The following is a 21,422-nucleotide window of genomic DNA, read 5'->3' as shown; positions in this document are numbered from 1 at the left end:
CGGAACAGTGCCTCGATCCCTGCTTTTTAATCGGAAATTTCGATTTACGTCTCGAGTGACATCACCGCCAGCTGCAGCGCACGAAGCCCTTTGCGGATGATTGGCTCATGCTTGCGCCGGGCAAGCATGGCCGTATGGACGGGCTGGTAGAGCGTCGGTGCGCCCTCAACCAGGAATGACGGGCACTCGGCCGTAAACCTGCGGGCATCGTCGTTGCGCATGTAACAACTCCCCCCAGTTCGCCGCAGCATCGCTTCCGCCAGGCTCTCGGATCCCATGGAAAGCCGCGAAATTGCCAGAGAAGGAATCAGCTCCGAATGGGTTTTCTCAAGTACGACGGTGTAGCCCGGACGAATGTAACTGTCAGGATTGACCTCCGACATCGTCCTCGCAAAAGTCGAGACCATCACATATTCCTCGACCATGAGGTGCTCGTAGGCAATTTCGGGAAGATAGCGCGGCGCATACAGCACCGCTATGTCGAGATTGCCCATGCTGAGGTCCGTCACCATCTGATTGGAATAGTCGGATTCTACATGGATCGAGGCTTTGGGAAGCGCCTGACAGAGCGTCTCCACCCACCCGGGCAGCACTGAGCGCGTCATGCCAACCTGTGCGGCCACGCGCAGGGTTCCCTCGAACCGGTTAAATGCGCGCACATCATGGCGCGCCTGCGACCAGGTCGAAACCATCGCCCGCGCGTAGGCTTCGAAACGTCGCCCCGCCGCAGTCGGCTCAGCGCCGGCGCGACCACGACGGAAAAGCTCCGACCCTACCGCGCTTTCGAGGCTCTTGATCCGAGTGCTGACCGTCGACTGAGTAATGTTCAGCCGGTCGGCGGTCCGGTTGAAGTTCCGCGATTCGATAATGTCGAGGAACGTCTCTATGTGGTCCAGCTGCACGCGTCGCCCCCAATCGAAAAACCCGATCATTACCCAGAGATCATTGGCTTGATCCGACAATTGTCAAGGCGGAAGCTGTAGGAACTGATCGGCAAGCAATGCCGCCGTCCGGAGAGGGAGCGAAAGCTAAGTGTTTATCGTCGACTGCGATTGTCACAACTACTGGTCCAGCGCCACGGTATTGGAGCCCTATCTGTCCGGCATCTGGAAGGACATGTTCATCGAGGGCGAGAAGACCGGCCCCAGAGGATCCTTCCCGCACGGCCATCGCCCTTGGTTTCATCCGCAGGATTTCTCCCGCAAAGATGTGCGGCCCGAGACCGAAGCCGACAACTACCGGATCATGAAGGAAAAACACCTCGACAAATACAATGTCGGAGTGGCGATCCTGACCGGGGACGAGCCGATAGAAGCTTCGACTCTCGCAAACCCCTATTACGCCAGTGCGCTGGTCAGTGCCTACAATGACTATCAGATCGCCGAGTGGTTGCCGAAGGACGACCGCTTGATGGGTTCGATCATCATTGCGCCTCAGGACCCGAAGCTGGCGGCCGCCGAGATCCGCCGGCTGGGCAGTCATCCTCGCATGGTCCAGGTTCTAGCCTCCCAAGGCTCCGTGAAGCCCTATGGTGATCCCTTCTACCACCCGATCTACGAGGCCTGTGCGGAGATGAGACTGCCGTTCGCCATTCACCTTGGCGGCCATGGTGGCGTCAACTGGAACGCCGTCGCCCCTGCCCCGACGACCTTCTTTTGGGAAACGCACGCCATCCTGCACATGTCGGCGATCAGCCACGTCGCCAGCATGATCGCTCATGGCGTTTTCGAGAAATGGCCAGAACTCTATTTCGTCGTCATCGAATGCGGCGTCGCCTGGGTGCCGACGGTGCTGTGGCGCCTCGACGCCGACTACAAGGCGCTGCGCAAGGAGACGCCATGGCTGAAGTTGCTGCCATCGGAGTACTGCCGGCGCAACATACGCTTCTCCACCCAGCCGCTGGAGCAGCCCCCCAACGTCCAGCATCTCTGGTCCATTCTGGAAGCGATGGACGGCGAGAACACACTGATGTTTGCGTCAGACTATCCGCATTGGGATTATGACGACGCCAACACGCTGCACATCCCGCCCTCCTGGAGGACGAAGGTGATGGGCCAGAATGCGCTCGACGTCTACAAGCGCATTCCTGCCATCCTAACCGCGAATGCTGCCTGACGGAGCAGAATATGGCCGAGAAAACCTACATCTGCCGCGTCGACCAGATCAAAGCCGGGACACCCTTCATTGCCAAGGTCCGCAGTCTTTCGGTGGGTGTGTTCCGCGTCGGAGAAACCTTCCATGCGCTGCTCAACATCTGTCCGCATCGCGGTGCGCCGCTCTGCGAGGGGCCGCAATGCGGGACAACCGCGCCGGTGGAGGAGGCGCGGTTCATCTACCATCGAGAAAACGAGATCGTGCGCTGCGCCTGGCATGGCTGGGAATTCGACATCAAGACGGGTTCGGCACTTGTCGACCCAACGGTCCGCGCGCGGACATTCCCCGTCATGGTCGAGGACGGCAACATCTATGTGACCGCATGAAGGCCATACGATCAGTGGTTCGAAGAGGCGAAAAGCAAGGGAAGAAGAGCTGACGGATCGACTGCACGACGAGGGTTGAAAAGAGCGCGGAACAATCCGCCAATGGGAGAACGAAAATGTCGGAATCTGAGTACAAACTTCGCATCGCGCAAAGTCTGGTCGGGCGTGGCAAGGTTTCCCGCCGCGACTTCATTCATCTAGGGGTGGCGGCAGGCCTGACCGTCGCAGCAGCCGATCAGATTTTCGTCACCACGGCCCGGGCACAACCGCAGCAAGGCGGCTTCGCCAAGCTCGGCATGGCGCACGGAGCGACGACGGATTCCATTGATCCGGCCGGCTATCCCGACACGTTCACGCAAACAGCTTTCTCGGGGGCCATGTCCAACAGCCTCACGGAGGTCGACGCCAAGGGTGGCATACAGCCGGACCTAGCCGAAAGCTTCGAATCTTCCAATGGCGCCAAGACATGGGTTTTCAAGCTGCGCAAGGGCGCCACCTTCCACAACGGCAAGACCGTGACGGCGGACGATGTCGTGACCTCGATGCGGTATCACATGGGTGCCGACACCAAGTCGGCAGCGAAGTCTCTGCTTGAACCCGTTTCCGATATTAAGGCCGACGGTCCCGAAACGGTCGTCTTTACGCTTAACAGCGGCAACGCCGATTTCCCCTACATCGTGAGCGACTATCATTTCGTCATCATGCCGAGCGTGGAGGGGAAAGCCGATTGGGCATCAGGAGCTCGAACCGGCGCATTCGTGCTTGAGAATTTCCAGCCGGGAGTTTCGGCCAAGCTCAAGCGCAACCCCAACTATTTCAAGAACGGCAAGCCTTACCTGGATGAGGTGGAATTCATCGCGATTACCGATTTGGCCGCACGCATGGCTGCGCTCTCGACCGGAGAAGTGGACTATATTGGACGCGCCGATCTGAAGACACTCGGCATGTTAAAGCGCAATCCAAAAATCGAGATCATCGAGATCACCGGCTACGGCCACTATACTTTGCCGATGAACGTCACCATGGCGCCTTTCGACAATCCGGATGTCCGCATGGCAATGAAATGGGCGATCAACCGTCAGGAGATCGCCGACAAGATTTTCCTCGGCCATGCTACCGTTGCCAATGACGATCCAATCGCGCCGGCGATCAAGTTCTACAAAAACCCGCAGCCGCAACACAGTTTCGACCCCGAAAAGGCTCGCCATTATCTGAAGAAGGCGGGAATGGAAAAGCTGAAGGTCGACCTCTCCGTGGCAGATGCCGCTTTCGCGGGTGCGGTAGACGCGGCCGCGCTCATTCGCGAGACGGCCGCCCAGTGTGGCATAGACGTCAATGTGGTGCGCGAGGCTGAGGACGCCTATTGGGATAACGTCTGGCTCAAGAAGCCGTGGTGCGCTTCCTATTGGAGCGGTCGCGCGACCGCCGACTGGATGTTCACACAAGCCTTCGCAGCCGAATCCAGCTGGAACGAGTCGTTCTGGAAGAATCCCCGCTTCAACGAATTGCTTGTCAAAGCCCGAGCCGAGACGGATGAGGCCAAGCGCGCCGACATGTATGGCGAAATGCAGCAGCTGACCCATGACGATGGCGGCAGCATCGTGCTGGTGTTCAACAATTTCGTTAGCGCCAAATCCAAGAAACTAGCCCATGGCGATGTGGCGCCGAATTGGGAAAATGACGGACTGAAGATGGCCGAGCGCTGGTGGACGGCCGAGGCATAGGGGTGCTCGCCAAGCGCGCCGCTCGCGCTGCGGACGGCGCGCCCCTGGGTATACGCATGCGTGTGAATCCGGTCGCAAAAACGGTTCTGCAACGATTGGGCCTCGGCCTGGTCACTTTGTTCATCGTTTCGATCATCATCTTTTCGGCGATCGCAATGCTGCCCGGCGACTTCGCCAAGGCGACGCTCGGTCAATCTGCTACCCCGGAAACGGTCGCGGCCCTTCAACACGAGATCGGCCTGGATCGCCCGCCAATCCAACGCTATTTCAGTTGGATCGGTAAGATGGCACAGGGTGACTTTGGATCCTCGTTCGCAAGTCGCACCGGCTATCGGCGGACCGTCGCGGAAATCATTGCCCCTCGTCTCTACAACACCATGTTCCTGGCGGTAATGACCGCGCTGGTCGCGGTGCCGCTGGCATTGGGGTTGGGCATTCTTGCGGCCCTGTACCGCAACAGCTGGTTCGATCGACTTGTAAACACGGTGACGCTTACGACGATCTCGTTCCCTGAATTCTTCGTCGCCTACATACTCGCCTTCCTGATCATCTCGCGCGATACGTTCGCCGGCACCCAGTTCGCACAGTCTTTACCCGTCTGGCTTGCGGTTTCAATCAACTGGACCCTGAACGTCGTACCGAAGTTCCCGACCCTGGCAAACATCAGCGACCAGACTCCGTTCTGGGAGCACGTCTGGCGTGCAGCCCTGCCGTCCATCACGCTCACACTCGTCATCGTCGCTCACATGATGCGAATGACGCGCGCGGCAATCATCAACATGCTTTCAAGCCCCTATATCGACATGGCTCGGTTGAAGGGAATGCGGCCAATGGTGATCGTGCTTCGGCACGCTTTGCCAAACGCCTGGGCCCCGATCGTGACGGTTGTCGCCTTCAATCTTGCCTATCTCATCGTCGGTGTCGTGGTTGTCGAGGTGGTGTTCGTCTACCCCGGCGTCGGGCAACTGATGGTCGATGCCGTGAAATCGAGAGACGTACCCGTCGTGCAGGCCTGCGCCCTTGTCTTCGCCGCTACCTACATTCTGCTCAACCTGATCGCCGACATCATTTCGATCGCAACCAACCCGAGGCTTTTGCACCCACGATGACAAGCGCAGAGCCCGTCATCCAGACCACCGGAGCGCCCAGGGTAAAGCGCACGCGCCGGTCTCGCATGAGGATAGCGCTGAAGAAGGCCCCGCTCAGTGCCTGGTTTGGTATGGGTGTAACCCTCTGCTACATTCTGGTCGCCTTGTTTGCGCCGCTGATCGCTCCGTATCGAGAAACGCAGGTATTTAGCGAGGCATTCGCGCCGTGGAGCCACGAGTTTATGTTCGGGACCGACCAACTCGGTCGCGACATGCTTACTCGACTGATCTACGGGGCTCGCAACACGATCGGCATCGCCTTCGCCACAACAACCATATCGTTTACAGCGGGGGTGACGCTAGGCCTTCTGGCTGCAATGTACCGGGGCTGGCCAGACCAGCTATTGTCACGTGCGGTGGACGTGTTGATGTCGATCCCAAGCCTGATTTTCGCGCTGATGCTGCTCTCGATATTCGGCTCGTCGATCACCAGCCTCGTTTTGATCATAGCGCTGCTCGATTCAACGCGGATGTTCCGCTTGGCGCGAGCCGTCGGGCTCAACGTAGTGGTGATGGATTTTGTCGAGGTCGCGCAATTGCGCGGCGAAGGTCCCGCATGGATACTGCGCAGGGAAATCCTCCCCAACATTCTGCCGCCGCTCATAGCGGAATTTGGTCTGCGATTTTGTTTTGTGTTTCTGACCATTGCAGCACTGTCGTTCCTGGGCGTCGGCATACAGCCGCCATCGGCTGATTGGGGGTCGATGGTGCGGGAAAACGCGACGCTGATCACCTACGGCGACGTCACGCCGCTGCTACCGGCGGGGGCCATTGCCCTCCTCACAGTAGCGGTGAACTTCGTCGTCGACTGGGTTTTGCATTCGACCAGCGGACTGCGTGATGAAAAATAGCAGTGGCACCGCGCGCGAAAAGGGAACAGATCTTCTCAAGGTTCGGAACCTCCATGTTGAAGGCTTTTCCGATGAGCGGTGGCACCCGATCGTGCGCGGCGTGGATCTCTCGCTTAAACGCGGAGAAGTGCTCGGACTAATCGGTGAATCCGGCGCCGGGAAGTCGACTATCGGCCTTGCGGCAATGGGGTATGCCAAGCCGGGATGCCGTATTACCCAAGGCTCGGTGCTGTTCGACGGCGTCGATCTTTTGTCAATGACCGAAGCCCGCCGGCGGCGGCTGCGGGGCTCCCGCATTGCCTACGTGGCGCAAAGCGCGGCCGCCTGGTTCAACCCGGCTCACCGGCTTCTCGATCAGACCGTGGAAACGGCAGTTGCGCACGGGATCGCCAGCCGAGACAAGGCCAATTCCGACGCTATTGACCTTTATCGACGCCTCCAGCTTCCAGAACCCGAGAGCATAGGTTTCCGGTATCCACACCAGGTATCCGGTGGCCAGTTGCAGCGAGCCATGACAGCCATGGCTATGGCTTGCCGACCCGACCTGATCGTATTCGATGAGCCTACCACTGCGCTCGATGTGACGACACAAGTCGAGGTCCTGGCCTCGATCCGCAGGATTGTTGAAGATTTCAACACGGCAGCGATCTACGTGACGCACGATCTGGCAGTCGTGGCGCAGATGGCGGACCGGATCATGGTTCTGCGCCATGGGCAAACCGTCGAAGAGGCCGACACGCGGCAGATGCTGACGGCACCTGCCCAGGAATACACCCGCACGCTCTGGGCCGTGCGCAAGCTCGCCAAGCCGGAGATTCAGACCCACGATCACATCCTGTCGATCGACAATGTCACCGCCGCGTATGCCGGAAGGGTTAAGGTGCTGGTTGACGTGTCCATCAAGGTTCCGCGTGGCCGAACCGTGGCAGTGGTGGGCGAATCGGGGTCTGGGAAATCGACGCTAGCCCGTGTTGTCACGGGCTTGCTGCCTGCCATATCCGGGTCGATCTCATTTGATGCCAAGCCGCTCCCATTGTCCCTGAAGGAACGCTCGAAAGACCTGCTGCGGCGCATCCAAATGATCTATCAGTCGCCGGACAGCGCGCTTAACCCTCGCCAGACTGTCGAGGAGATAATCGCGCGTCCGCTCGAATTCTATTTAGGCTTAAAAGGCCAGCAGCGCGACCGGCGGATCGCTGAACTCATGCACATGATCGAGATGGATGAAGGTTTCCTCGACAGGCTGCCCGGAGAATTGTCCGGAGGGCAGAAGCAGCGAATCTGCCTAGCCCGGGCGCTGGCTGCAAATCCGGAGCTCATCATCTGTGACGAGGTCACCTCGGCACTGGATCAGATTGTACAGGAAGAGATGTTGACGCTGCTGATGCGCCTGCAGCGCGAACTCGGCATCAGCTACATCTTCATCACCCACGATATCGCAACGGTAAGAGCGATTGCCGACGAGGTTGTAGTCATGCATCAGGGGAAGGTAGTGGAGCAGGGCTTAAAAACCGAGATACTGACGCCGCCCCACGCAGCCTACACAGAACTGCTCCTTTCGTCCGTGCCGGAGATGGATCCGGACTGGCTCACGACTTTGCTGGCCAGACGGAAGAACCAAGGCATCGCAAGTGCGGCTGGTTGAACAGCCCTGCCAACCGGAACGACGAAGAAGTGCCCGCCGTGGCCGCTCGCGTCCGCATTGCCCATCTTAATGCGATCGATGCTGCTCCGGTAGCTTCATCCAATTCGAACTCAGATGCCCCGACGTCGGTAGCAATCAGGAAGGTTTTTAGACCATTGTCTCTAATGAATTGATAGGAGCCGGTGAGGGCACCTTGACTTTTGCGAGGAGCCCTCTTTTCGTACTGATTTTGGGCACGTGAACCGGTGCGATCGAGAAGCAGCGCGAGAAGCGCCGCATCAAGGAACGAAGAGCTTCGCAGAATTCGGCGAGAAGTGGCTGACCAGCGCATCGATGGCCGACAGCACCCGAGCCATGCGACGTTCTGTCTTTGAGCGCGAGCTTCTGCCGGTATGGCGCAATCGTCTTCTGATGGAAATCAGGCCGGACGATCTAAGGACCCACTGTGGCAAAATCGTTGACCGCGGGGCTCTGGCGATGGCTATGCACGTGCGAAACATTCTGAAGCAGATCTATGGATTGCGATCCTGCACGGCGAGAAGGTTGCCAACCCTGCCGACGATGCATTCCGGTCGAAGCAGGGCAACGGATGCATTGAATCAGCTTTGCTGCTGCTTAGACGCGCACATCATTGGGAATGCCGATCTCAGGCGGAATTTCCAATTATCGTCAATGTTCAGATTTCCGGGCCGGGCTCTTTGCAACCAAAACATCACGGACACGTTGTGTTTCGGTCCGCAATCAGGAGGAGGATGCCGTGAACGGAATAATCTATCTTGTTGGCCTCGTCGTGATCGTTTTGTTCATTCTATCATTTTTTGGACTTCGGTAAGATCATGGCCAAAATAGCCCCAACGGAAAGCGCTGCAGTGACCCCAAAAGGGGCTACCTCGTCCTATCTTGAGTGGGGAGGCATATTTGGCGGGGGTGTCATCGCTTGCGCCATTTCGGTGGTTCTTCTGCAATTCGGATCGAGCGCTGGTTTGGCGCTGGGTTCTCCGACTCTTCCCACCGGTGGCGCTTCCTGGAATGTGCTGGTGGCCGGGCTGTGGGTAGTTATCGTTGCTATAGCAAGTTCCGCAGCTGGCGGTTATGTAGCTGGACGAATGCGCACGCGCTGGGAAGATAGCAGCCAAAGTGAAAGCGAATTCCGCGATGGCATACACGGCATCGCAGTCTGGGCCCTAGCGACACTTGGAGCAGCGTTTTTCTTGGCAATGATTGATGGGCACGGCGCGGCCGCCGTGGTCAATCGCCCCGACGCGCAAATCAACGAAAGCACGGTGCGGCTTTCAGCCCACATAGCTGCCATTTTTAGCTTTGCGACTGCTGCAGGCTCCGCGCTTGGCGCTGCGGCAGCATGGTTTGCAGCGATTACCGGAGGTGAACACCGCGATGAGGGAATCGCTTTTCACCACGTCGTACCGGTTTTATTGCGCAAGCGTTAGTGCGCAACAATCCACTCGCCCGCCCGGCAAACCCCACCGCAGCTCCGCCAAGATCCTGAGATCCGTTGGAGAGGTGTCAACTTATCGCCAAGCTTGTCCAAAACCGGACGGGCTGAAAACGGGAGAGATGACGGTACTTTTCGGTGGGCTCTGGAGCGACGCCAAGCAGCCGAAGATCAGTTTCGAGAGGCGATCTACCTCAATAGGTGCCGAAACCGCGCAAAATATTTTTGTGCGATTTCTCCTTTAAAATCAATACCGTAAGATTTTGACGGCCTGGAGGTCGGCTTTTCGCGCGTCAGGCAAGAAAAAACCCAGCTAGATCAACGACTTACCTTGGTTTGGAACAATAGAGTGGGAATGACGGGGGATAAGGTCGGATAGGTTTGGGCACTGTAGCGTAGATTGTCCAGTCAATAGCACGAAATAGAGTTTGGACGATCCTAGAGGCCACCCGATTGCAGTTCACCGCTGCGGACGATGAGCAACCCTCCGGATCGAGAAAGATCTAGACGAGAATTTCGCCGTTCTCAGCGCGGGATCGCGGCAGCTACATCGCTCAGCCAGCCTCGCAATGCGTTCAGGCTGGCGCGCTCCTGATCGCATTGCAGGATGAGAGGTTCGGCAAAAGCGGCATTGGGCATCAGGCGGCGAACCTCGGCCATCGCGTCGCCGGCGCCGAAGCCCCCGTGTGTGATGAACGGCAGCACGGGTTTGCCGGCAAGATTGGCGGTCGCGAGGAAGCTTCGCATAGGCGCGGGCAGCGACCCGCCCCAAATTGGGAAGCCCAGGAATATGAAGGCACGATCCGCGAGGTCGAGGGTCCATTTCAGCGGCAGAAGCTGGTCGCTGTTGCGCCAGCGCGTCGCCCAATCGACCATCTCTTCGTAGTCCTCGGGCCAGGGATCACGCGGGCGGATCTCGACCAGATCGGGATGGAAGCGGCGCGACAGGTCCCCCGCCAGCATCCGCGTATTGCTGGATCTGGAAAGGAAGATCACGGCGCCCCGACCGGACCCTTGCGCAGAGGCCGCTGGGACAGTCCAGCTCGAGGCGCGGCGAGAGCTGCCCCTCGCAGGATCTGCCGCCGATGGAACTCGCCGCGCGTTGGCTTTCCGATCATGGTCTTTTCGCCTTTTGGCCGGAGCAAGACCTTGCCCACGGATTGAAATCTGGACTGATCGAGAATTATCCCCGGTTGGCTTCGCCGAACCAGTGGACGGCCGTGGTCCCGCCGTCGACCAGGAAGTCGCTGCCGGTGATGAAGGCGCCATCTGTCCCCGTCAGCAGGGCGGCAACGTTGGCGATCTCATCAGGCGTGGCCGCGCGGCCCGCGATCGAGCTCTCGATCATCTTGCGATAACCTTCGCCACGCGGATCGTTCAGTTCGTCCTTGGCGAGCGGCGTCATGACGATGCCGGGGCTGATCGCGTTGATGCGGGCGCCGCGTCGGCCCCAGCGCACAGCTTCCGCCTGCACGCGCAGTCCATTGCCGCGCTTGGAAAGCTGATAGGCGTGGAGCGTATCCTGCACCTGACCCGTTGGAGAAACGGAAGGTCGAGCAGTTCGTCGACAGGGGTGATCGCCAGTTGCCGGTTCTGCTCGATGGTGAGCGGCGCCATGCGGTGCCCGGACTGAGACGAGATCACGACGCCCGAGCCCCCCTTCGCGACAACATTTCCGAACGCCTCCAGCAGTAGCGCCGTGCCGTAGAGATCGACCTCCAGGATCGCCTCGATCGGTGCTTGCGAGGGCGAGACGCCCTCGGCCTGGATGAGGCCGGTGACCTCGCCTAGTGCGGCCGCGTATGCGACCAGCGCCTCGACCGATCCACGCGAAGAAACATCGACGGTGGTTGTGCGGGCATCGTAGCCAGCATCGCTCAGCGCCTTGGCAGCGGCCTCCGCATTTTCCGGGCGCAGGTCGGCGAGCAGCACCGTCTTGCCCACGCTTACCCGTCGGGCGACTGCCTGGCCGATGGAACCGGCTCCCACGACGACGACAACCTGTGACATCAGACAATCTCCTTCGTGGGGGCTTCCACGCCGGCCATCGCATTGCCCGCGGGCGTATAGCGGTCGCCTTCGACTTCTAGACCGGCAAGCGCCGACTTGATCTCTGCGAGATCGCCCGCGGTCAGTTCGATATCGGCGGCGCCCAGATTTTCTTCCAGCCGGTGCAGCTTGGTGGTGCCGGGGATCGGCACGATGTAGGGATGTTGGGCCAGCAGCCAGGCGAGCGCGATCTGCGCCGGGGTGGCGCCTCTTGCCGCCGCAATACGCTTCAGCAGGTCCACGAACGCTTGGTTCTTGGCGAGCGCCTCTGGCTGGAAGCGTGGGATCGCCGCGCGAAAGTCGCTCTTGTCGAGTTTGGTGTCTGCGCGCATCGTGCCGGTCAGGAACCCCTTGCCGAGCGGGCTGTAGGGCACGAAGCCGATGCTGAGCTCGTCGCAGGTGGCCAGGATGCCGTTGGTTTCCGGCGCCCGCCACCACAGCGAATATTCGTTCTGGACGGCGGTGACGGGCTGCACGCCGTGCGCACGGCGCAGCGTCTGCACGCCGGGCTCGGACAGGCCGAAACCCTTCGCCTTGCCCTCCGTGATCAGGTCGCGAACGACGCCAGCGACGTCTTCGATCGGAACGGTGGGGTCGACGCGATGCTGGTAGATGAGATCCACGGTTTCCACGCCGAGGCGCTTGAGCGAGCGCTCGACATGGCCGCGGATGTGCTCCGGCCGGCTCGATACGCCGCGATTCTCTCCGGTGTCGGGATCGATGTCGAAGCCGAACTTGGTGGCGATCACGACCTGGTCGCGGATGGGCCGAAGCGCTTCGCCGACCAGCTCTTCGTTGGTGAAGGGGCCGTAGATCTCAGCGGTGTCGAAGAAGGTGACGCCGCGCTCCGCCGCCTGGCGAATGAGCGTGATCCCTTCTTCGCGGCTGACGCGATGGCCATAGCTGAAGTCGAGGCCCATGCAGCCGAAGCCGATCTCGCTGACGGCGAGCTTCCCAAGCATTCTTTGTTTCATGATCTACTCCTTTGATGTTCAGCGGGCGCCATGAACGCCGAACCTCTCGCCGATGCCGACCTCCGACTTGGTGACGAGGCGGACGGGGCGGATCATCTCCACCTTGTCGCGCGGCGCGCCGTAGTTGATGCTCATGCCCATGCAGCCGAGGGCAAGAGCGGAGACGGTAAGGCCGCTGTGGCCGAGTTCGCGCGTTTTCATCGGGTAAGCTCCCCTTAACGATAGGAGAGCTTCAGGATCTCCGCCGGGAGCCGCTCGCCCTTGATCTCGATCTTGCCGATCGCGGTCTCGATCTCGCCGAGGTCCGCTGGCGTCAGCACGACGTTGGCCGCACCTAGATTCTCCTCGACGCGATCGAGCCGACGCGTTCCGAAGATCGGCACGATGAACGGCGCGCGGGCGAGCAGCCAGGCGAGCGCGATCTGGGCCGGAGTCGCCTTCTTGTCCGCAGCAATGCGCTTGAGGAGTTCGATCAGCGCCTGGTTGGCGGCGCGGGCCTCGGTGGTGAAGCGCGGCGACGCGGCCCGGAAGTCGCTGCTCTCGATCGGCGTCGACGCATCGACCTTGCCGGTGAGGTAGCCGGCTCCGAGCGGGCTCCACGGCACAAAGCCGATGCCAAGCTTGGCACACAGCGGCAGCACTTCGGCTTCAGGCTCACGCGTCCACAGCGAATATTCGCTCTGGATCGCGGTTACCGGCTGCACCGCGTGCGCGCGCCGGATCGTGGCAGCCGCGGCTTCTGACATGCCGAAATGCCTGACCTTGCCCGCCGCAATCAAGTCGCGCACCACGCCGGCGACGTCCTCGATCGGCACGGCCGGATCGACGCGATGCTGGTAGAGCAGGTCGATCGTCTCGATGCCGAGGCGCTTCAGGCTGGCGTCGACGACCTGGCGCACGTGATCGGGGCGGCTGTTGACGCCGCTCCGCCGTTCGCCGGTGGCAGGATCGATGTTGAAGCCGAACTTGGTCGCGATCACAACCTGGTCGCGGAACGGCCGCAGCGCCTCGCCGACGAACTCCTCATTGGTCCAGGGGCCATAGGCCTCCGCCGTGTCGAAAAGGGTGACGCCGAGATCGTGCGCTCCGCGGATGACGCGGATCGCTTCGGAGCGGTCGGGTGAAGCTCCGTAGGTTGAGGCGAAGCTCATCGTGCCGTAGCCGATCTCGCTCACGGGGAGGCTTCCAAGCATGCGCTGTTTCATGGGTTCAATCCTTTTCGATCGTTTTAGAAGAAGGAAGGGCGTTCAGCCCGGCGTCGGCAGCTTGCCGGCGCGCATCGCCGCGATGACACCGCCATCGATGAGAAGATCGCTGCCGGTGATGAAGCCGGCATCGGGACCGAGCAGGAAGCTCGCCGCGACGGCGATCTCGTCGGGCGGCGCCATCCGCTTCGACGGCGAAGCCTCGACCATCGCGCGATAGATGTCGCCGATCTCGGAGTTCAGCTCATGCGCCGCCAGCGGCGTAACGATGATTCCAGGGCTCATCGCGTTGACGCGCGCGCCACGCTGGCCCCAGCGCATCGCCTCGGCCTGCACGCGCAGGAAATTGGCGCGCTTCGCGACCATATAGGCGACCAGCGTATTGGGAATGGCGTCGGCCTGCACGCAGGGCAATGCGAGCAGCTCATCCGCGGGCGCGTGGGCGAGTTGCTTCTCGTCTTCTTCAGGTAGTTGGCGCATCATGTGGCCGGCCATGCTGGAGATGATGAGGCCGGCGCCGCCGTTGGTGATGACCTGGCCGAACTCCTCGAACACCAGGGCTGAGCCGTAGAGATCAACTTCGAGCAGCTTCTCGACCGGGGCCATGTTGGGCGACAGGCCTGCCGTGTTTACCACCTGCATGACCGGACCCAGCGCCGCGGCGGCTTCCGCCAGTGCCTGCACCGACGAGCGCGAGGTAACGTCGACCTTCTGGGCCACCACCGCATAGCTGGCGCCGTCCAGATCTGCCGCCGCCTTCGCGAGCGTCTCTTCGTTCCAGTCGGCTAGCAGGATCGTCTTGCCGAAACCCTGCCGCCGCGCGATCGCCTGCCCGATTCCTCCGGCGCCGATTACCACGATCACGTCTCTCGTCATGTGCCGTCTCCATTAGGCTTGCAGGGCGTTCCGAGCCGCGAGCCGCGTAGAGATGACATAGGTGGTAGGAGTCTCAGCTATTAGGTGCTAAGTTGTGCATGCGGTTATATCTGGAACTTATCAATGAAGCGGGAGGAACTGAGCGATCTGGCGGTTTTCCTTGCCGTGGCTGAAGCGCGCAGTTTCACGCGGGCGGCCGCCAAGCTCGGCACCTCTCAATCGGCGATCAGCCAGATCGTCCGGCGGCTGGAAGCCGGGATGGGCCTGAAGCTTCTCACCCGCAACACCCGCAACGTTGCGCCGACCGAGGCGGGAGAACAGCTGATCGCCACCCTGCGCCCGGCCTTCGACGAAATCGATGCACGGCTTTCGGCGCTCAGTGCTCTGCGCGAGCGGCCCGCGGGCACGGTGCGGATCACCTCAAGCCGGCATGCAGCCGAGACGATCCTCTGGCCGGCGGTCGCCAAGATGCTGAAGGACTGTCCGGAGGTGACGGTCGAGATCTCGATCGACAGCCATCTCACCGACATCATTGCCGATCGTTTCGATGCCGGCATCCGGCTTGGAGAGCAGGTGGCGAAGGACATGATCGCCGTTCGGATCGGCCCCGAACTGCGCATGGCGGTCGTCGGCGCGCCTTCCTATTTCGCCGCCCATGGTCGTCCCCACACACCCCATGATCTGACCGCGCATGCCTGCATCAACATTCGCATGCAGACCAAAGGCGGCCTTTACACCTGGGAATTCGGCCGCGACGGCCGCGACCTCAATGTTCGCGTCGAAGGTCCGCTGATACTCAACGACATACCCATGATTTTGGCGGCTGCGGCGGAGGGAGTAGGCCTCGCGTGTGTCTTGGAGGATCAGGCCGACGCGCTGCTTAGATCGGGGAAGCTGGAACGCGTTCTCGACGATTGGTGCCCGCCTTTTTCGGGGTATCATCTCTACTATCCCGATCGCCGACAGCTCCCTCCGGCGTTTTCGCTGCTCGTCGACGCCTTGCGGTACAGAGACCCGTGACAGTATCCGCCCCGGTGCGGCGTGCGGTGTACCGGCTGAAGAGTTCCGGCCGACCGTCCTTGAAAGCGGGGACAGGCCCGCCAGGCTCGCGCATGAGGGAGGTCTCTGCTATAGGAGTGACGGTACTTTTGCGCTGGCCGAGCGGCACATTGTTGGCCCGCAAACGGCCGTCAGGGGACCGATCGACAGCGATAGATGTCGAACCCAGCAAAAAAATTTGTAAAGAAACTTCCCTTTAAAAACCAAGACCGTAACTTTTTGACGGCCCGCGGGTCGGTTTCTCGCGCAGAAAACAAGAAAAAACCAAGCTAAATCATACATTGGTTTTGAACAATAGAGTGGGAGTGAGAGGTGTGGGATATCCTAGAGGGCGCCGCTATTCCTTCACGCCCTCGACGATGCCCAGCATCTTTGAAGGCGGATACCAGGTGTGGCGGTATTTCCAGCCGGAGCTTTCTAGCAGCGCAGCGTATTCCTCCCCCGTGCGTTCCCGGCCGCTGCCCCAGACCAGCATGTGAACGTCAAACAGTTTGGAGAAATGCGAGGTGTCCGGGCCGGGGCCGACCTGCTCGACGATCAACACCCTGGCCTGCTTCGGCGCCGTCCGCTGGATAGTGAGAGAATTTGCAGGCACTCCGCGTCGTCCCAGTCATGTAGAATGCGCTTGGGGCCAAAATCAGCAGGCATCATGGCCCAATACAATCGAGTGGGAGTGAGGCAGCTCGCCGGCCAGCCCGGCCCCATAACGAGAGTTGTCCTCCGATGGGTTCCAGCGCCCGCCGCCGCCTCGTTTTTGGCAGGAACCAACTGTTCGCATGTAACGTTCCGCCAAAGCTTCTGCAGCGGCATTCAATGATGCCGTTGCAGGTCCCGGTGCCATGCGAGGCTAGGAGTAAGATGCCGAAAAAGCTGAAGCAGAAAAAAGGGGAGGAATCCAAACCGTCCGGCGTCAAGCCGGAGGGAAAGCCGCCAAAAGATACGCGTGCGAATCCCGCACCAAATCCGGAGGGCCTGGGCGAATTACCCGATACGAACACGCGAGAAGAGGTCGAGGCGATCAGGCCTAATCTGAAGCGTTAGGGCTGCACTGAAACGACAACTCCGACCGTCAGGACAAAACAACGTCGCGACGGCGAAACCCGCTCCGGAAGGCGCTGGCGACGCTTGGACCTGAAAGCATAGGTGCCGGCGGCGCCATGGCCTGCCGCGACCTCAGGCGCTCGCTTCTGAAACCTGTTTGGCCTGCACCATGGCTGCGATTTCCCTTTCCTCGAGCGTTTCTACCTCCAGGAGCTTCAAAGCGATCCGCTCCAGAACATGTCTGCGCTTGAGAAGGAGATTGACTGTCCGATCGAACGTCTCATCCACGATGCGCTTGACCTCTTCGTCGACTGCGGCAGCGGTCTGTTCGGAATACGACCTGTCCTGCGGCCCATAATAGGGCTGATCCGTGCTGAGGAACGAACGACGCTCCTTCTCCAATGAAACATGGCCGAGCTTCTCGGTCATGCCGTAGCGGGTGACGATAGCGCGCGCGATGTCGGTGACCTTGACAAGATCGTCGGCCGCGCCGGTCGAGAGATGACCGAAAACGATCTGTTCCGCGGCGCGCCCGCCGAGGAGCACCGCCATCTTGTTTTCCAGCTCTTCGCGCGTCATCAGGAAGCGGTCCTCGGTGGGGCGCTGGATCGTGTAGCCGAGCGCCCCCACGCCCCTTGGAATAATCGAGACCTTATGCACCGGATCGACCCCGGGCAGGGCCATGGCGACGAGCGCGTGACCCGTCTCATGATAGGCGACGATCTCGCGCTCTTTCGCATTAAGCAGGCGGTTGCGCTTTTCCAGTCCCGCGACGATCCGCTCGATGGCGTTGTTGAAGTCGTCCATCGTCACCGCATCGGCCCTGCGACGCGTTGCAAGCAATGTTGCCTCGTTGACGAGATTGGCGAGGTCCGCGCCGGTAAAGCCTGGCGTGAGTGCCGCGATCTTCTCGGCATCCACATCCTTCGTGAGCTTTGCCTTCTTTAGATGGACATTCAGGATCTGGATACGCCCAGCCTTGTCGGGCCGATCCACCAGAACCTGCCGGTCGAAGCGACCCGCGCGGAGAAGCGCTGGATCGAGAATTTCGGGCCGGTTCGTTGCGGCGAGCAGCACCAGACCCGTCGATGAATCGAACCCATCGAGCTCTACGAGCAATTGGTTCAGCGTCTGCTCCTTCTCGTCGTGACCGCCAGCGAGCGGACCGATGCCGCGGGCGCGCCCCAGCGCGTCGAGTTCGTCGATGAAGATGATGGCGGGCGCCTTGGCGCGCGCTTGCTCGAACAGATCACGCACGCGCGCCGCGCCTACGCCCACGAACATTTCGACAAATTCCGAGCCGGAAATCGAGAAGAACGGCACGCCGGCTTCGCCCGCCACCGCCTTGGCGAGCAGCGTTTTGCCGGTGCCGGGCGGGCCGACGAGGAGCACGCCCTTCGGCATACGGCCGCCGAGCCGGCCATAGCTTCTCGGGTCCTTGAGGAAATCAACGATCTCCCTCAGTTCGTCCTTCGCCTCGTCGACGCCGGCCACTTCGGCGAACGTCACCCCGGTATCCTTCTCCACATAGACTTTGGCTTTGGACCTTCCGATCTGCATCAGCCCGCCGCCCAGGTCGCCGCCCGTGCGCTTGAGCATGAACATCCACACGCCGGCGAACATGAGAACTGGTACGACCCATGAGAGGAGATCACGCAGGAAAGTGCTTTCGATCTGGCCGGTCACGACCACGCCATGGCTCTGCAATTGGCGCGCCAGGTCGGGCTCGACACGTGTCGTGATGAACATGGGCCGGCCGTTGAGCGGCGCCTTGAAACGGCCTTGAATGAAGCGGTCCGAAACCGCCACCTCGGCGACTTTGCCCTGGTTAAGGTATGTCTCAAAATCGCTGTAAGGAATCTGCGCGACCTGTCTCGCTGTCGCAAAGAAGTACTGGAAGGCCATCAGCATGAGGAAGGCGACGACCCAGTAGCCGATATTGAATCGGGTCTTCTTGTTCATTTCCATGATCCCGGTCCCGCTCTTTCTGATGAGGGGGCGGGCCCGGCTTATAGAGACCCGCCAAAGCGCCTGTTTCAGGCCGTAGATAGCGGACGGTTTTGGGCCGACCAGACATTGCCGGCGGCGACCACCGCAGCGACAATGCCGGCGATCACGTGAGCCGACATGGCAGCCGTTACGGCCGCGAAGCCCAGCAGCCAGGGCGCTGCGATCGACCATAGACCGAGGACGAGGTTGGCCCATTCCTCGTACTCACGGAACGCCACCAGCGCGCCGACCGCAATCAACGCAACCACCGCGCCGACGATCCAAGCATTCCACGCGGCGTGGCTCTCCCCCGTATAGCCGAGATACCAGGGAGACAGGAAAAGACCGAGCCCGACGACGATGTTGACGACATCGAGCGCCGTCCGGCTATTCGAAGACAGTGACTTCAGCATCGTTCATTCCTCCTTGTCGATTGTGTGCGCCATTAATGAACCGTCTCTTCGCGAGGGAGACGGATGCGGCGGCGCTCCTTGGGGGAGCGCCGCCGCGAAGCTTTTGTTCCAATGCGGTGGGCGAGGAGCAGCCGCGGTGCGCTCTCTCCTTCGAGAAAAAGTCCCAACTCGGCCGGCGTGAATGCGCCCTCCGCGATTTCGTGGAGCGCAAGATCGCTCGCGCTGGCTGCCGGTCTGTTCGAACGCGGCTCCGCGCCCCTGTGAAGGGCCCGGCTGCGGGCGGCAGCAGCCAGCGTCAAGGCGAACCTGTTCGGAATTACCTGTGCGCAATCGAAGACGACGAGGGAGTCCATGACCGCACCTCATGCTGCGTTGCGTGCGAGCGGCGCGCATCGGCCGTCCGCGACCTGCCGCTCGAGCGCGAGCAGCGCCTGCTCGACTTCGTCGAGACGCGACGGCCGATTGTTCTCCGGCATGCCCTCATTGGTCGCCTGATCGATCAGGTATTCGGTCCAGGCCCAATTGATGAGTATCGAGCGCTTGGCCTCGAGCGGCAGCGCCCGATCGCGCACCACTTCCATCGGTGACGCCCAGGTTTCAGGCCCCGAAGGATCGCTGCGATTTGCAGAGCCATCGATGGCATGCCCGTAGCTCTCCTGAAGCTCTTCCAGGCCGAGCTTCTTCAGCGTCGCGTCGGAGAAGGCATGAGCAGAGCCCGTCGCACGGCGCTTGCGATCCGCCGCGGCGTCAGCGCACTGAACCGTGTAGCGGAGACCCTGCCGCTCAGCGTAGCGAATGGCCGACTCCCGGGTCGGGAAGTTGAGCTCGATCTGGGTCAACGTATCGCCACCGCCCGTCCAGCCCATCAGCGGCTCGATAAAGGGAGCTGCGCGCCGTTCGAATGTCAGCCGCCAGCCCTTCGTCCGTACCCTCCCGGACGTCATGACCGACCGGGACGGCTTGTCAATGCGGGCGACCGCATCCTGGGGGAACAGCGAGCGGCCCATCGCAAGCGGCGCCCGCCGATTATCGTTGGAGGGCCGTGTCGCAGTTGCGTAGGTCGTTCCTATATTCTGTGTCTGCCTGACATATTCGTGCATCGTTCATCCCTCCCTGGTGGCGATGGACGCAGGCCGGCGACGCCTGATTCGGCCGTCGCCGGCCCGACGCCTCCTGTCAGCTCTTGATCGCGATGCGCTTCACCTGCGACTGCGCGTTCGCGCTCTTGGGAAGCACGATGTTCAGCACGCCATTCTTGAAATGCGCGTCGATCTTGTCTTCCTCGACCTCCGTTCCAAGCGGAATGCGTCGCTCGAAGTGGCCGTAGAAGCGTTCGGAGAACTGTTTGGCCTTGTCCTCCGTCTCGGAGCGCTTCTCGCCCTTCAGCGTCAGCACGCCATCGTCAAGCAGCACCTCGATGTCCTTTTCCTCGAGGCCGGGGATCTCGGCCGCCACCTTGATCTCCTTGTCGGTTTCGGAGATTTCGACGCTCGGCCAAGCTCCGCTCAAGGAGGACAGCGAACCCAATGTGGGCAGACGGCCGTCAAGGCCGCGGAACACGTCGTCAAACAGCTGGTTCACCTCGCGATGGAGCGAGAGAAACGGGTTTCGATCGTCGGCTCGAAGGTTCGTGAGAACCTGATTGCTGGAGCGGCCCCACGGGATCAGATCACGGACACTCATGGTTTATCTCCCTTCTGTTCTGTCGATTTCAAAAGCTTCCCCGTTGGCGCCTGCGTGCCGCCTGGCGCCTTGCAGAAAACCGCTGACGGGAATGCCTTTAGGCCGCCAGCTTCTCTGCCTCGATCTGCTTGGTCTCGGCCTTCGGCAGCGCTTCGCCCGAGGCGATGGCGATGCGGCGCGGCTTCATTTCTTCGGGAATCGCGCGCTTCAGATCGATGATGAGCAGACCGTTCGACAGACTCGCGCCGACGACCTCCATGTGTTCGGCCAGCTCGAAGCGGCGCTGAAAGGCGCGGCTGGCAATACCGTGATGCAGGTATCCTCCGTTCGCCTCCTGATCGCCCGACCTTTCACCCGCCACGATCAGCATGTTCTGCTCTTGCGTGACGGTCAGCTCGTCCTGCGTAAAGCCGGCCACCGCCATGTTGATGCGGTAGTCGTCCTCACCGGACTTGACGATGTCGTAAGGCGGCCAATTGTCCATCGACGCCACGTGGCTCGCGGATTCGAGTGCGTCGAGCGTGCGATCGAATCCCACGGTCGATCGCAACAGAGGAGCAAAGTCGAAAGTGGTCCTCATAGCCACATCCTCCTTATGAGCAACATGGATACAAGTTTGTCTCGCGTCGCGAAGCGGTTTTCAAACCACCCAACGCTGCCGGCCCCTTCCTGGCAGCCGGCTTCCTTGATTTAATTCGAGCAATTAGCGGTTCAAGAGGCGCTGTATCCTGAGCCGTACAGCGCGAAATCAGAGTGCCTATGCTGGGTGTTTCTGTGGGTCTGACATGTCCGCCTATAGCCTTACTGGGCAGCAGCAGGGCCAGCTGGTCGC

24 protein-coding genes and 1 pseudogene are annotated in these 21,422 nt (G+C 60.8%); 10 read left to right on the top strand and 15 right to left on the bottom strand.

The annotated features are described in order from the left end of the window. Positions 1–44: 44 nt before the first annotated feature. A complete protein-coding gene (locus tag LB553_RS25660) occupies positions 45–932 on the bottom strand; it encodes a LysR family transcriptional regulator (RefSeq protein WP_224517345.1) in 888 nt (295 codons plus the stop codon). 100 nt (positions 933–1,032) lie between these two features. Here LB553_RS25660 and LB553_RS25655 point away from each other — a divergent pair, with 100 nt between their 5' ends. The 8 genes and pseudogenes from LB553_RS25655 (at position 1,033) to LB553_RS25620 (ending at position 9,296) form a co-directional block, all read left to right on the top strand. Continuing rightward, the gene (locus tag LB553_RS25655; RefSeq protein WP_224517344.1) at positions 1,033–2,115 is read left to right on the top strand and encodes an amidohydrolase family protein; all 1,083 of its coding nucleotides are present in this window, start codon (positions 1,033–1,035) and stop codon (positions 2,113–2,115) included. Between the two features lie 11 nt (positions 2,116–2,126). Then, complete coding sequence (locus LB553_RS25650; RefSeq protein WP_224517341.1) at positions 2,127–2,480, top strand: Rieske (2Fe-2S) protein; 354 nt, start codon at positions 2,127–2,129, stop codon at positions 2,478–2,480. Between the two features lie 116 nt (positions 2,481–2,596). After that, positions 2,597–4,204 carry an ABC transporter substrate-binding protein gene (locus LB553_RS25645; RefSeq protein ID WP_224517339.1) on the top strand — a complete coding sequence of 536 codons (1,608 nt, stop codon included), beginning with the start codon at positions 2,597–2,599 and terminating at the stop codon, positions 4,202–4,204. A 56-nt stretch (positions 4,205–4,260) separates the two neighbouring features. Beyond that, positions 4,261–5,313, top strand: coding sequence for an ABC transporter permease (locus tag LB553_RS25640; RefSeq protein WP_263484234.1), 1,053 nt, complete (start codon positions 4,261–4,263; stop codon positions 5,311–5,313). Positions 5,314–5,378: 65 nt separating this feature from the next. Next, positions 5,379–6,203, top strand: a complete 825-nt coding sequence (locus LB553_RS25635; protein ID WP_224517337.1) for an ABC transporter permease — start codon at positions 5,379–5,381, stop codon at positions 6,201–6,203. Continuing rightward, complete coding sequence (locus tag LB553_RS25630; RefSeq protein WP_224517335.1) at positions 6,193–7,848, top strand: ABC transporter ATP-binding protein; 1,656 nt, start codon at positions 6,193–6,195, stop codon at positions 7,846–7,848. Before LB553_RS25635 ends, LB553_RS25630 begins: the two co-directional genes overlap by 11 nt. A gap of 247 nt (positions 7,849–8,095) precedes the next feature. Next, positions 8,096–8,411 (top strand): annotated as a pseudogene (locus LB553_RS25625) (phage integrase central domain-containing protein); the annotation flags it as partial. A 273-nt stretch (positions 8,412–8,684) separates the two neighbouring features. After that, the gene (locus LB553_RS25620) at positions 8,685–9,296 is read left to right on the top strand and encodes a hypothetical protein (RefSeq protein ID WP_224517333.1); all 612 of its coding nucleotides are present in this window, start codon (positions 8,685–8,687) and stop codon (positions 9,294–9,296) included. A 530-nt stretch (positions 9,297–9,826) separates the two neighbouring features. Here the strand turns inward: LB553_RS25620 and LB553_RS25615 are convergent. The 7 genes from LB553_RS25615 to LB553_RS25590 are packed head-to-tail and all read right to left on the bottom strand — an operon-like array spanning position 9,827 to position 14,405. Beyond that, on the bottom strand, positions 9,827–10,570 hold the full coding sequence (locus tag LB553_RS25615; RefSeq protein WP_224517331.1) for a flavodoxin: 744 nt from the start codon (positions 10,568–10,570) through the stop codon (positions 9,827–9,829). Beyond that, positions 10,485–10,775, bottom strand: a complete 291-nt coding sequence (locus LB553_RS30610) for an SDR family oxidoreductase (RefSeq protein WP_318011530.1) — start codon at positions 10,773–10,775, stop codon at positions 10,485–10,487. Before LB553_RS30610 ends, LB553_RS25615 begins: the two co-directional genes overlap by 86 nt. Continuing rightward, entirely contained in the window at positions 10,703–11,311 is a 609-nt protein-coding gene (locus tag LB553_RS25610; protein ID WP_263484228.1) for an SDR family NAD(P)-dependent oxidoreductase, read from the bottom strand. The genes LB553_RS30610 and LB553_RS25610 overlap by 73 nt, the downstream gene beginning before the upstream one ends. Further along, positions 11,311–12,324, bottom strand: coding sequence for an aldo/keto reductase (locus tag LB553_RS25605; protein WP_224517329.1), 1,014 nt, complete (start codon positions 12,322–12,324; stop codon positions 11,311–11,313). Before LB553_RS25605 ends, LB553_RS25610 begins: the two co-directional genes overlap by 1 nt. 18 nt (positions 12,325–12,342) lie before the next feature. After that, entirely contained in the window at positions 12,343–12,525 is a 183-nt protein-coding gene (locus LB553_RS25600; RefSeq protein WP_224517327.1) for a hypothetical protein, read from the bottom strand. A gap of 14 nt (positions 12,526–12,539) precedes the next feature. Next, on the bottom strand, positions 12,540–13,529 hold the full coding sequence (locus LB553_RS25595; protein ID WP_224517325.1) for an aldo/keto reductase: 990 nt from the start codon (positions 13,527–13,529) through the stop codon (positions 12,540–12,542). Between the two features lie 42 nt (positions 13,530–13,571). Further along, the gene (locus tag LB553_RS25590; protein WP_224517320.1) at positions 13,572–14,405 is read right to left on the bottom strand and encodes an SDR family oxidoreductase; all 834 of its coding nucleotides are present in this window, start codon (positions 14,403–14,405) and stop codon (positions 13,572–13,574) included. A 123-nt stretch (positions 14,406–14,528) separates the two neighbouring features. Here LB553_RS25590 and LB553_RS25585 point away from each other — a divergent pair, with 123 nt between their 5' ends. Next, positions 14,529–15,425: a LysR family transcriptional regulator gene (locus tag LB553_RS25585; protein ID WP_224517318.1), complete on the top strand. Its 897-nt coding sequence runs from the start codon at positions 14,529–14,531 to the stop codon at positions 15,423–15,425. Between the two features lie 376 nt (positions 15,426–15,801). On the opposite strand, the gene LB553_RS25580 is transcribed toward LB553_RS25585, so the two are convergent. Next, positions 15,802–16,059 carry a methyltransferase gene (locus LB553_RS25580; RefSeq protein WP_224517316.1) on the bottom strand — a complete coding sequence of 86 codons (258 nt, stop codon included), beginning with the start codon at positions 16,057–16,059 and terminating at the stop codon, positions 15,802–15,804. Positions 16,060–16,322: 263 nt separating this feature from the next. Between LB553_RS25580 and LB553_RS25575 the strand changes: the two genes are divergently transcribed. Further along, entirely contained in the window at positions 16,323–16,505 is a 183-nt protein-coding gene (locus LB553_RS25575; protein WP_224517315.1) for a hypothetical protein, read from the top strand. Between the two features lie 132 nt (positions 16,506–16,637). Here LB553_RS25575 and ftsH read toward each other — a convergent pair whose 3' ends face one another. The 6 genes from ftsH to LB553_RS25545 all read right to left on the bottom strand — a co-directional run bounded on the left by ftsH (position 16,638) and on the right by LB553_RS25545 (position 21,170). Further along, positions 16,638–18,473: an ATP-dependent zinc metalloprotease FtsH gene (ftsH, locus tag LB553_RS25570; protein WP_224517313.1), complete on the bottom strand. Its 1,836-nt coding sequence runs from the start codon at positions 18,471–18,473 to the stop codon at positions 16,638–16,640. 68 nt (positions 18,474–18,541) lie between these two features. Continuing rightward, complete coding sequence (locus LB553_RS25565; protein WP_224517310.1) at positions 18,542–18,907, bottom strand: SPW repeat protein; 366 nt, start codon at positions 18,905–18,907, stop codon at positions 18,542–18,544. Positions 18,908–18,939: 32 nt separating this feature from the next. Further along, complete coding sequence (locus LB553_RS25560; RefSeq protein ID WP_224517308.1) at positions 18,940–19,260, bottom strand: DNA-directed RNA polymerase subunit omega; 321 nt, start codon at positions 19,258–19,260, stop codon at positions 18,940–18,942. A gap of 9 nt (positions 19,261–19,269) precedes the next feature. Continuing rightward, positions 19,270–20,007 carry an NADH dehydrogenase ubiquinone Fe-S protein 4 gene (locus LB553_RS25555; RefSeq protein WP_224517306.1) on the bottom strand — a complete coding sequence of 246 codons (738 nt, stop codon included), beginning with the start codon at positions 20,005–20,007 and terminating at the stop codon, positions 19,270–19,272. A gap of 76 nt (positions 20,008–20,083) precedes the next feature. Further along, positions 20,084–20,590, bottom strand: a complete 507-nt coding sequence (locus LB553_RS25550; RefSeq protein ID WP_224517305.1) for an Hsp20/alpha crystallin family protein — start codon at positions 20,588–20,590, stop codon at positions 20,084–20,086. Between the two features lie 97 nt (positions 20,591–20,687). Beyond that, positions 20,688–21,170, bottom strand: a complete 483-nt coding sequence (locus tag LB553_RS25545) for an Hsp20 family protein (RefSeq protein WP_224517303.1) — start codon at positions 21,168–21,170, stop codon at positions 20,688–20,690. Positions 21,171–21,422: the final 252 nt, after the last annotated feature.

Origin of the sequence: Mesorhizobium sp. CA8 (assembly GCF_020164955.1) — a bacterium.
GTDB lineage: Bacteria > Pseudomonadota > Alphaproteobacteria > Rhizobiales > Rhizobiaceae > Mesorhizobium.
This window is presented reverse-complemented; position numbering and strand designations above follow the sequence as displayed.